We start from the raw sequence: 9,257 nt of genomic DNA on the forward strand, positions 1-9,257 counted from the left end.
CTGAGGCGGCGCACGGTTCATTCGTGGTGAAGCAGACCATGCTCTAGAAGGGCTCGCCTGAAGGCCTCCACCGAATTGTGGTGATGCGCGAACAGGCCCGCCTCGCGCGCTCCCGCAACATTGTCGGCGAGATCGTCGACGAACAGGACGGTTTCGGGCTTCGCGTCGAGCTCCGACAGGCAGAGACGATAGCAGTGCGGGTCCGGCTTCGCCGCCTTGAACTGGGCCGAGGTGTAGATTTTGGTGCCGAACACCGGACGCAATTCCGGCAGCAGCGTGTCGATATGGTCGGCGACCAGCGTGGTGTTGTTGGTCAGGACGGCAATATCGACGGTATCACGCAGGCGGCGGGCGATCTCCAGCATCGCGCGATCGATCTGCATCGCACGGCGCCGCGCCTCCACCCACTCGTCGAGCGACAGGGGATAGCGGATGCGTTCGCCGAAGCCGCGCAGATAATCGGCGGCATCGAGCGTGCCGGAATCGCCGAGCAGCTCGAAGCCGCTCTCCCAGATCGCCTCGTGGACGAACTCGCTGGTCGTCCCCGCAAGTTCCGCCAGCCATGCGACACGCTTTCCCCTGTCGTAGTCGCAGAGGACATTGTCCATGTCGAAGAGGACAAGCTTGATCCCGTCAGTCACAGCAACACTCGCGGATTGGCCGAACATCCGGCCATGATCGCTGTCATATCCCGAGAGAATGTCGGCGACAAATCCCGGCATGAGGCCGGACGCCGCGATCTCGCGAAGCCGCCGGCCGGTGACTTCGTCACGCGCTCTTCGCGGGCCAGGGGACGACCTGCCCCGACATCACCAGCCGGTCGCGGCCGCTGTCCTTTGCGGCGTAGAGCGCACGATCGGCGGCCGTCACCAGGGCGCTGCAGTCCGTCGTGGTCTGGGACGGGAGACCCGTTGCGGCGCCGAGGCTCGCCGTGACGAGCCGCGAGGGCGGATTCTGGGCGTGCAGCATGGCCAGATCGTGCAGCGCCTCGCGGATCTCCTCGCCGACCCCGGCACAGCCGTTCGCATCGGTGTTCGGCAACAGGATGGCGAATTCCTCGCCGCCATAGCGCGCCGCGAGGTCGGCCGGGCGCCTCGCATGGGCGGACAGAATCCGGCCCAGCGCACGCAAGCAGCCGTCGCCGGCCACGTGCCCGTAATGGTCGTTGAACGCCTTGAAATGATCGACGTCGATCAGCAGCAGCGAGAGTTGCGTGCCGTCACGTCGGGCGCGCGCCCATTCGTCCGCGAGGCGCTCGTCGAATGTCCGCCGGTTGGCGAGCCCGGTCAGGCCGTCGGTGGTTGCGAGCGAGGCGAGCTTGTCCTGGAGGTCCTTCTGCTCGGTCATGTCGCGCACAACCGCGACGACGCCGTCGACCTCGCCGCTGCCGGAGTCCCGCGTCACGTGCAAGGCCGCCTCGGCCCAGATCTCGCCCTTCTCGCGATGGCGCTGGCGATAGACGAGCCGCGCCTCCTCGGCCTCGCCGTTCTTCAGCGCCACGATGGCCTGCTCGACCCGCCCCATGTCCTCGGCGTGAATGCCGGCTACCGCCGACGTGCCCAGCAGTTGTTCGGCAGACCAGCCGATGATGCGCGCGCATGACGGCGAGGCGTAGAGCAGCCGGTTGTCCAGTCCGATCCGGGTCACCATGTCGCTGGACTGCTCGGCCAACATGCGGAAATGGGCTTCCTTGGCGACCAAAGCGTGCGCCATCCGCTGCCGCTGCGAGAGCTGGCGGACCAGGTAATAGCCGATCACGGCGATCAGCAGGACGAGTCCGAGGACGAAGGCCATGCGCATCGTCGCCGCGCGTCGCCAGGGAGCCAGCACGTCGTCCTGCGACTTGCTCGCCAGCACCATCAGGGGATAGTGGCTGCTGCGCTGGTAGTAGCTGAGCCGCTGCACGCCGTCGAGTGGCGACTTGAAATAGTAGACCGCCGCGGCCGGCCGGCTGTCCCATCCCTTGAACAATGGCGTGTTGGACAAGTCGCGCCCGACGAAGGCGCCACTCTCGTCGCGGCTGCGCGCCAGCATGATGCCGGCATTGCTGAGCAGCGAGGTCGAGCCGTTCGGGCCGAAATCGAAGCGCTCGTAGAACTTGACGAAATAGCCGACGTCGATCGTGATCAGGGCAACGCCGGCGAAGCCGCCGTCGGGATCATTGATCCGGCGGGACGCGGTGATGATCCATTGACCCCCGGCGCGGCTCTTGACCGGGCTTCCGATCAGCGTGCCGGGATCCGTCGAGTCCCGATGGTGCTGGAAGTATTCGCGGTCGCTGTTGTTCAGCCTGGAGAAGTCCACGCGCTCGGTCGTGGCAAGCCACCGGCCCGTGGCGTCATAGATGAAGATGCCGCGGATGCGGTCCGACGATTTCCGGGTCGGCAGATAGGCCTGGAGTTTTGCGATCGTGTCCGGACCCGTTCCATCGATCTCGAGCCGGTGGACCAGCCCGACCAGGATGGTATCCACGAGTTCGAACGTGTCGTCTGCATGCTGGACCAGCGAATGCGCGAGATTGGCGACGTCGACTTCGGCGGTTCTGAGGTCGGCGTTGCGCGTTTCCCATTCGCGCCAGCCGCTCAAGCCAAGGATGGCGAAGCAGGCCAGCGCCACGAAACTCGCCGCCCAGAGCGGAAGACGCGTCTTTCCGAATTCGCGGCCCGTATGCATCAGGCTTGCTCCATTTCGGCGCAAACCTTTCACTTTGGCCTTAACGGCCTGTTGCGTCATCCCGGCAGATTGCGCGAATCCCGTATTCAGCCGGAACCGGTGCTCGATGTTTCCGAGGGTTATCGTCGGAGCGCGTTAACCACGCCGGTCTCACGGGCCGGCGCGGCGGCGTTCCCGCCTCACTCCTCCAGTGTAAATCCGACGCGCAGCGTCACCTGATAGTGGCGTACGGCGTTGTTCTCGACGTGGCCGCGCGTCTGCACCACCTCGAACCATTTCATTTCGCGGATGGTCTTGGCGGCGCGGCTGATCGCGTTCTTGATCGCATCCTCGATCGAGGTTTCGGATGATCCGACCAGTTCGAGGATCTTGTAGACGTGATCCTTCTCGGCTGTGGGCATGGTGCGTCTCCCCTTATGTTGTGGCGGGCCGGATACGGCTCTCACTGCGTCTTCGAGAGCGTTGGGCCTTCACTGTGAACGGCCGCCCGCGGCTCGGGTTCCCGGTCGTTTCCATGATCGGTGTCGCCGCCGCCGAGATTGCCCGTCCAAGGCGCAAAGCACGATCAGGAAAGGACAAGGATCGGGGCAGGGGTCCCAGTTTGTGGAAGCGCACGAAAATATGGCTCGCGTGAGCGGTCGGCCTCCGCAAATGCGGGGTCCGCGGGATGGCTGCCCTTGCTCGCTCCGATGCGGGCGAGTTAGCCTCAACCGTTTCCCGGCACCTTCGATGTGCGGTGATGATCGACCGTTGGACGAGGAGCGCTCTGGTCGCAATCGGCCTGTCCGCCACGCCTGCATCGGGCGTCGCGCAGGACGATCTCGGTGGCGCGCCCGGCATGATGTCGCTGCAGGTGACGACCGATCCGTCCATGATCGAATGCCGCAAGCTGGAGGCGGTCAATCCGGCCTCGCTCGCGTTCCTGCCGCTGCGCCGGACATTCAACGACGACTTCAACGAGCATCCGCTCGCCGGAGGGCGCTGGGTGCCGCACTACGCCGGCGGCGCGGCGTGGCCGGAGGCGCGCTACTGGGGCGGCGACGGCTCCGACTTCAAGCGCAAGACCAGCGCCAATGGCGAGCAGCAGATCTATGTCGACCCGCGCTACGCGGGGCGTGCGGGGACGCCGCTCGGGCTCGATCCGTTCAGGGTGAGGGATGGCGTGCTCTCGATCGTCGCCAGCCGCACGCCGCCGGAATTGAAGCCCGTGCTGTTCAACAACGAGTACATCTCGGGAATCCTGACCACGCAGGGCACGTTCGCGCAGAAGCACGGCTACTTCGAAATCCGTGCCAAGGTGCCGGTCGGCCATGCCGTGTGGCCGGCGTTCTGGATGCTGGCGGACGATGGCGGCTGGCCGCCCGAGGTCGACGTGCTGGAGGGCCGCGGCGAGCGGCCCGGCGATCTCGTGATGACGACGCATTGGCGGATTCCGTCGACCCAGAAGATCCAGTCCTGCGGCTTCGACTTCGCGGTCGGCGATGCTTCGAGTGCATTTCACAATTACGGTGTGCTGTGGGAGGAGGACCGCTTGGTCTATTTCATCGACCGCAGGCCGGTGTCCGACATCAAGGTGCCGATCGGCTTCGACGATCCCATGTACATGATCGTCAATCTCGCGATCGGGTCGAAATTCTTTCCCGGCGTCAGCCCGGTCGATGCAGAATCGCCGCCGAGCGTCGCGTTCGAGATCGACCGGATTTCCGTCTATCAGATCGACATGGAGCAGGCGCGGAGATAGGCATGTTCGCAAAATTCTCACGGCGCGATTTTGCCAGATTCGCGGGCCTCGCCGCGCTTGGCGCCGCGTCGGGCGCGAGAGCTGCGGCGGACGCTGCGGCCGACCGCCACGCGCCCGCGGCCTTTCCGAAGGACTTTCTCTGGGGCACGGCGACCTCGTCCTACCAGATCGAGGGCGCCGTCAATGAGGACGGACGCGGCAAATCGATCTGGGACACTTTTAGCCACACGCCCGGCAAGATCGAGGACGGCTCGACCGGCGACCGGGCCAACGAGCATTATCGTCGCTACAGGGAAGACGTCGCGCTGATCAAGGCACTCGGCGTCAGGGCCTATCGGTTCTCGATTGCGTGGCCGCGGGTGTTTCCGGAAGGAACAGGCCAGCCCAATCCCAAAGGGCTCGATTTCTATGACCGTCTCGTCGACGAGCTGCTTGCGAACGGCATCGAGCCCTGTGCGACGCTCTATCATTGGGACCTGCCGCAGGCGCTTCAGGACCGCGTCGGCGGCTGGCAGTCGAGCGATACGTCAAAGGCGTTTGCCGATTATGCCGCCCATGTGGCCACGCGCCTGACCGATCGCGTCAAGACCATCTTCACCGTGAACGAGGTCGGGCGCTTCCTGAATTTCGGCTATGGCTGGGGCATCGACGCGCCCGGCCTCAAGCTGCCGACCGCGCAGCTCAACCAGGCGCGGCATCACGTGGCGCTGGCGCATGGGCTCGCCGTGCAGGCGATCCGTGCGTCCGGGCGTGCCGGCACCCGCGTCGGTGCGGCCGAGAACATCGCGGCCTGCGTGCCGGCGATCGCAACGCCGGAAAACATCCGCGCCGCCGAGATCGCGACGCGCGAGCTCAACGCCGGCTTCCTCGGCGTGGTGCTGGAAGGCAAGTACACCGACGGCTATCTTGCCTATGCCGGCGCGGACGCGCCGAAGTTCACGCCTGATGAGCTGAAGATCATCGGCGCGCCGAACGATTTTGTCGGCCTCAACATCTACGCGCCGCAGTTCTACGTCACCGCCTCCGACCGTGCGCCCGGCTTCCACGTGCTGCCGTTCCCGACTTCGTTTCCGCACATGAATTCGGAATGGCTGCGGGTCGGGCCCGAGGTGATCTACTGGGCGCCGCGCCTTGCGGCAAAGATCTGGAATATCGAGACCATCTACATCAGCGAGAACGGCACCTCGTCGGACGACAAGATCGCCGCCGACGGCCAGGTCTACGACCTCGACCGCATCATGTTCCTGCGCAACTATCTGACCCAAATGCAGCGCGCCACCGCCGAGGGCGTCCCGATCCGTGGCTATTTCCTCTGGAGCCTGATGGACAACTTTGAATGGATCTTCGGCTACGGCAAGCGGTTCGGGCTCTACCGGGTCGACTTCGAGACGCAAGCGCGCGTGCCGAAGCTGAGCGCGGCGTTCTATCGGGATGTGGTGATGCGAAATGCGATCGGGGTGTGAGGCTCCGCTCAGGGACGCTTGCGCGGCGGGTAGTCGCGCTCGAGGCGAGAGATTTCCTCCGGCGGCGCTGTCAGCAGCAGCAACTTGAGCGGCGAAAGCGGGCCTCCACGGCAAGGTCCGAACTGGCCATCGACCCGCCCTCGATACAGTGTCTTGCCGTCGCTTATGACTTTGTCGGGGCTGGGCGAAACCCCGATCGTGAGCAACGCGCCGGGAGCCCACTCCAGCGGCCGGTGAGCGCAACCACTATCACACCATCTATAGTACGCGACCGTCGCTTGCCGATCGATTTTGCTGCGACGAAGAGCACCCTTCAGGACTGTGACGTCCTTGAATCCAAGCAGCTCGATCCCCGTATCTGCCCCGGAAACGGGACGGAGGCTGACGAGGCGGCCACTGAAGACAATCGGGCTCAGAGTTTCAAGAGCGACACGCGCTTCGAGATCAACGGCTCTCTTGGCTGGATCGACGTTCTCGTTGATTGATTCGAAAAAAGCGGGATACGGAAGCCCACAATCCAATCCATGGACAGTGACCGGCCACCCAATTCCCAAAGCGGCAAGCAAGATGGCTGGTCGAATGCTACGAGGAACGTCGAACCGCATCGCTGGCTTCCGCCCTACGGATCCAGCTCCGTATCCCAGTACAGATAGTCCAGCCAGCTATCGTGCAGATAGTTCGGCGGGAACAGGCGGCCGTTGCGGTGGAGCTGGTGCACGGTCGGCGCGAACGCGCTCTGGCGCGGGAACATTTTTGCCTGTGCCGGCGTGAGATTGCCCTTGCGCAGATTACAGGGCGAGCACGCCGCGACCACGTTCTCCCAGGTGGTCTGGCCGCCCTTGCTGCGCGGGATGATGTGATCGAAGGTGAGGTCTTCGGGCGAGCCGCAATATTGGCAGGCGAAGCGATCGCGCAGGAAGACGTTGAACCGGGTGAAGGCAGGGTGCGTGGTCGGCTTGACGAAGGATTTGAGCGAGACGACGCTCGGCAGCTGCATTTGCAGCGTGGGGCTGTGGACCGCCTGATCGTAGTGCGCGACGATGTTGACGCGATCGAGAAACACCGCCTTGATCGCGTCCTGCCACGACCACAGAGACAGTGGGTAGTAACTCAGCGGCCGGAAGTCCGCGTTCAGGACCAGCACCGGCCAACTGCCTTGCGAGACATGTGCGTTCAAGTAACGCTCCCGGCCTCCAATATACGCTGCGAAGCAGCATGTGTTGACATACTACATGCAGCGTGACGGGATTGTGAAGCCCGTTGAGCGACTTATTCAGGCGCAGGCAATGCGGCGGCGGGGTGGCAAAACGCTCAAAAACGCCGCGGTCAGGGGAGGAGACCATGCGAGGCTGGCTCGCCGCGCTGCTCGCGGCCATGCTCGGCGCGGCGCCGATTTGCCTTGCTGCGGCTGAGGATTATCCGACGCGACCCGTCACCATGATCGTGCCATTCCCGGCGGGCGGCGCCACCGATACCCTGGCGCGGTTCCTCGGCGAGCGCCTCAACGCTGTGCTGAAGCAGCCGGTGGTGATCGAGAATGTCGGCGGCGCGGCCGGCTCGCTCGGCGTCGGCCGCGCCGTGCGCGCCAGCCCCGACGGCTACACGCTGTCGATCGGAACCTCGACAACGCACATGCTGACCGGCGGGCTCTACGCGCTGCCGTTCGATCTGCTCCGCGATCTCGAGCCGGTCATCCTGATCGGCAGCGAGCCGCTTTTGATCGTCGGCCGCAAGGATCTTCCCGCTGATGATCTCAAACAATTGATCGCGTGGCTGAAGGCCAATCCGGACAAGGCATCGGTCGGCATCGCCGGCGTCGGCGCCACCGGCCATCTCGCCGGCATCGCGCTCCAGAAGGAGACCGGTACGCAATTCCAGTTCGTGCCGTATCGCGGCAACGGTCCTGCGATGCAGGACCTTGTCGCCGGCCAGATCGATGCGATGATCGAGCCGGCCTCGAACTTCAAGGCGTTGGTCGGCGCAGGCAACATCAAGACGTTTGCAGTCACCAGCAAGGCACGTTCGCCATCCTGGCCGGACATTCCGACCGCGGATGAAGCGGGCCTATCAGGCTATTCCGCCTCGCTCTGGTACGGATTGTGGGTGCCGAAGGGGACGTCGAAGGACATCACCGCAAAGCTCAACGCCGCCATGGTGCAGATTTTGGCAAGCCCGCAGGTGACGCAGCGCTTCGCCGAACTCGGCATCCAGGTCTCGCCGCTCGTGCAGCAGTCGCCGGACGCCCTGCGCAACTATCAGCAGGAAGAGGCCGAGCGCTGGTGGCCGATCATCAGGGCGTCGGGAGTGAAGGTGGAGTAACTGTCATTCCCGCACCCGCTCCAGCTTCTGCAAGCACCGCGTCGCGCGGACGACGGCCGGCATCTCCTCGCCCGGGAAACTCGTTGTCCAGTTGGTGACGCCGACCTCGCCCACGTAGATGTCGCCCTTCGAATCCAGTGCGATGCCGTGCGGCGCCAGGAATTTGCCGCTGGCAATGCCCGGGCCTTCCTCGCCGCCGAGTCGCGCGATGCGTTTGCCTTGCGCATCGACGATCGATAGCCGCGGGCCAAGATTGGGTACTTTGCGGTTGATGTCGAGGCCGGGACCGAGCTCGCCGATCACGAAGGTCGGGTTCTTGGCCCCGCTGCAGCAGCACAGCGCGCAGGGGCGGTGCAGATTGTTCCACTGGGTCTCGTACTTGCCCTCGCCGTTGAACACCTGCACGCGATGGTTTTCGCGATCGGCGACATAGACCCAGCCGTCGGCGTCGGTGGCGATATTGTGCACGATGTTGAACTGGCCGGGATCGGTGCCGGGCTCGCCCCAGCTTTTGATCAGCTTGCCGTCGGGCGTGTATTTGTGCACGCGCGCATTGCCATAGCCGTCGGAGACGTAAATCTCGCCTTTCGGCGACAGCGCGGTGTGGGTGCACCGGTGAAACGGCTCGCCGCTCATGAACGGCGCAGGCTTTGCGGGGATTCCGATCGTCAGCAGCACCTTGCCGTCGGTGGTGCATTTGCGCACGGTGTGGTCGCCGTCGTCGGTGCAGTAGAGATTGTCGTCGGCATCGATATGCAGGCCGTGCGCACGTGAGAACAGGCCCTCGCCAAAACTGCGCAGGAAATTGCCCTCGCGGTCCAGCACCACCATCGGATGTTCGCCGCGGTTGAAGACGTAGATGCGGTCCTTGCTGTCGACCGCGACCGAGGCGACATCGGTGAGCTGCCAGCCGTTCGGCAGCTTTGCAAAATCTTCGACGACGCGATAGCGGTGCTCGCCGGTGCCGAGAATGGCTGGCATGTGCTGTCCCTTCCTTTAGCTGTGTCTGACCTGCTCGTCTGCATCCACGTCGTCATTGCGAGCGCAGCGAAGCAATCCAG

The 9,257-nt window shown here is 64.5% G+C and carries 9 protein-coding genes; 3 read left to right on the forward strand and 6 right to left on the reverse strand.

Annotated elements, in window-relative coordinates:
* Positions 1 to 17: 17 nt before the first annotated feature.
* The 3 genes from PMI42_RS32585 to PMI42_RS32595 all read right to left on the reverse strand — a co-directional run bounded on the left by PMI42_RS32585 (position 18) and on the right by PMI42_RS32595 (position 3,074).
* A complete protein-coding gene (locus PMI42_RS32585) occupies positions 18 to 668 on the reverse strand; it encodes an HAD family hydrolase (RefSeq protein ID WP_035967285.1) in 651 nt (216 codons plus the stop codon).
* Between the two features lie 100 nt (positions 669 to 768).
* The gene (locus PMI42_RS32590; RefSeq protein ID WP_008142953.1) at positions 769 to 2,673 is read right to left on the reverse strand and encodes a sensor domain-containing diguanylate cyclase; all 1,905 of its coding nucleotides are present in this window, start codon (positions 2,671 to 2,673) and stop codon (positions 769 to 771) included.
* Positions 2,674 to 2,852: 179 nt separating this feature from the next.
* Positions 2,853 to 3,074: a dodecin gene (locus PMI42_RS32595; RefSeq protein ID WP_008142954.1), complete on the reverse strand. Its 222-nt coding sequence runs from the start codon at positions 3,072 to 3,074 to the stop codon at positions 2,853 to 2,855.
* A gap of 338 nt (positions 3,075 to 3,412) precedes the next feature.
* On the opposite strand from PMI42_RS32595, the gene PMI42_RS32600 reads away from it, so the two are divergent.
* Positions 3,413 to 4,414, forward strand: a complete 1,002-nt coding sequence (locus PMI42_RS32600; RefSeq protein ID WP_008142955.1) for a glycoside hydrolase family 16 protein — start codon at positions 3,413 to 3,415, stop codon at positions 4,412 to 4,414.
* Positions 4,415 to 4,416: 2 nt separating this feature from the next.
* Entirely contained in the window at positions 4,417 to 5,877 is a 1,461-nt protein-coding gene (locus PMI42_RS32605) for a GH1 family beta-glucosidase (protein WP_008142957.1), read from the forward strand.
* An 8-nt stretch (positions 5,878 to 5,885) separates the two neighbouring features.
* Here the strand turns inward: PMI42_RS32605 and PMI42_RS38255 are convergent, their stop codons facing one another.
* Together PMI42_RS38255 and PMI42_RS32615 are read right to left on the reverse strand one after the other, a co-directional pair.
* Positions 5,886 to 6,482, reverse strand: coding sequence for a hypothetical protein (locus PMI42_RS38255; RefSeq protein WP_008142960.1), 597 nt, complete (start codon positions 6,480 to 6,482; stop codon positions 5,886 to 5,888).
* Between the two features lie 14 nt (positions 6,483 to 6,496).
* Positions 6,497 to 7,054 (reverse strand): HNH endonuclease, encoded by a 558-nt coding sequence (locus PMI42_RS32615; RefSeq protein ID WP_008142962.1) that lies wholly within the window; start codon positions 7,052 to 7,054, stop codon positions 6,497 to 6,499.
* 164 nt (positions 7,055 to 7,218) lie between these two features.
* On the opposite strand from PMI42_RS32615, the gene PMI42_RS32620 reads away from it, so the two are divergent.
* A complete protein-coding gene (locus PMI42_RS32620) occupies positions 7,219 to 8,196 on the forward strand; it encodes a Bug family tripartite tricarboxylate transporter substrate binding protein (protein WP_008142964.1) in 978 nt (325 codons plus the stop codon).
* Between the two features lie 3 nt (positions 8,197 to 8,199).
* Here the strand turns inward: PMI42_RS32620 and PMI42_RS32625 are convergent, their stop codons facing one another.
* Positions 8,200 to 9,177 (reverse strand): peptidyl-alpha-hydroxyglycine alpha-amidating lyase family protein, encoded by a 978-nt coding sequence (locus tag PMI42_RS32625; protein ID WP_008142966.1) that lies wholly within the window; start codon positions 9,175 to 9,177, stop codon positions 8,200 to 8,202.
* Positions 9,178 to 9,257 lie beyond the last annotated feature (80 nt).

This window comes from Bradyrhizobium sp. YR681 (assembly GCF_000282615.1).
GTDB lineage: Bacteria > Pseudomonadota > Alphaproteobacteria > Rhizobiales > Xanthobacteraceae > Bradyrhizobium.

Coding starts and splice junctions, on each gene's coding strand:
- PMI42_RS32585 (WP_035967285.1), bottom strand. CDS start 668: ATGTTCGGCCAATCCGCGAGTGTTGCTGTGACTGACGGGATCAAGCTT.
- PMI42_RS32590 (WP_008142953.1), bottom strand. CDS start 2,673: ATGCATACGGGCCGCGAATTCGGAAAGACGCGTCTTCCGCTCTGGGCG.
- PMI42_RS32595 (WP_008142954.1), bottom strand. CDS start 3,074: ATGCCCACAGCCGAGAAGGATCACGTCTACAAGATCCTCGAACTGGTC.
- PMI42_RS32600 (WP_008142955.1), top strand. CDS start 3,413: ATGATCGACCGTTGGACGAGGAGCGCTCTGGTCGCAATCGGCCTGTCC.
- PMI42_RS32605 (WP_008142957.1), top strand. CDS start 4,417: ATGTTCGCAAAATTCTCACGGCGCGATTTTGCCAGATTCGCGGGCCTC.
- PMI42_RS38255 (WP_008142960.1), bottom strand. CDS start 6,482: ATGCGGTTCGACGTTCCTCGTAGCATTCGACCAGCCATCTTGCTTGCC.
- PMI42_RS32620 (WP_008142964.1), top strand. CDS start 7,219: ATGCGAGGCTGGCTCGCCGCGCTGCTCGCGGCCATGCTCGGCGCGGCG.
- PMI42_RS32625 (WP_008142966.1), bottom strand. CDS start 9,177: ATGCCAGCCATTCTCGGCACCGGCGAGCACCGCTATCGCGTCGTCGAA.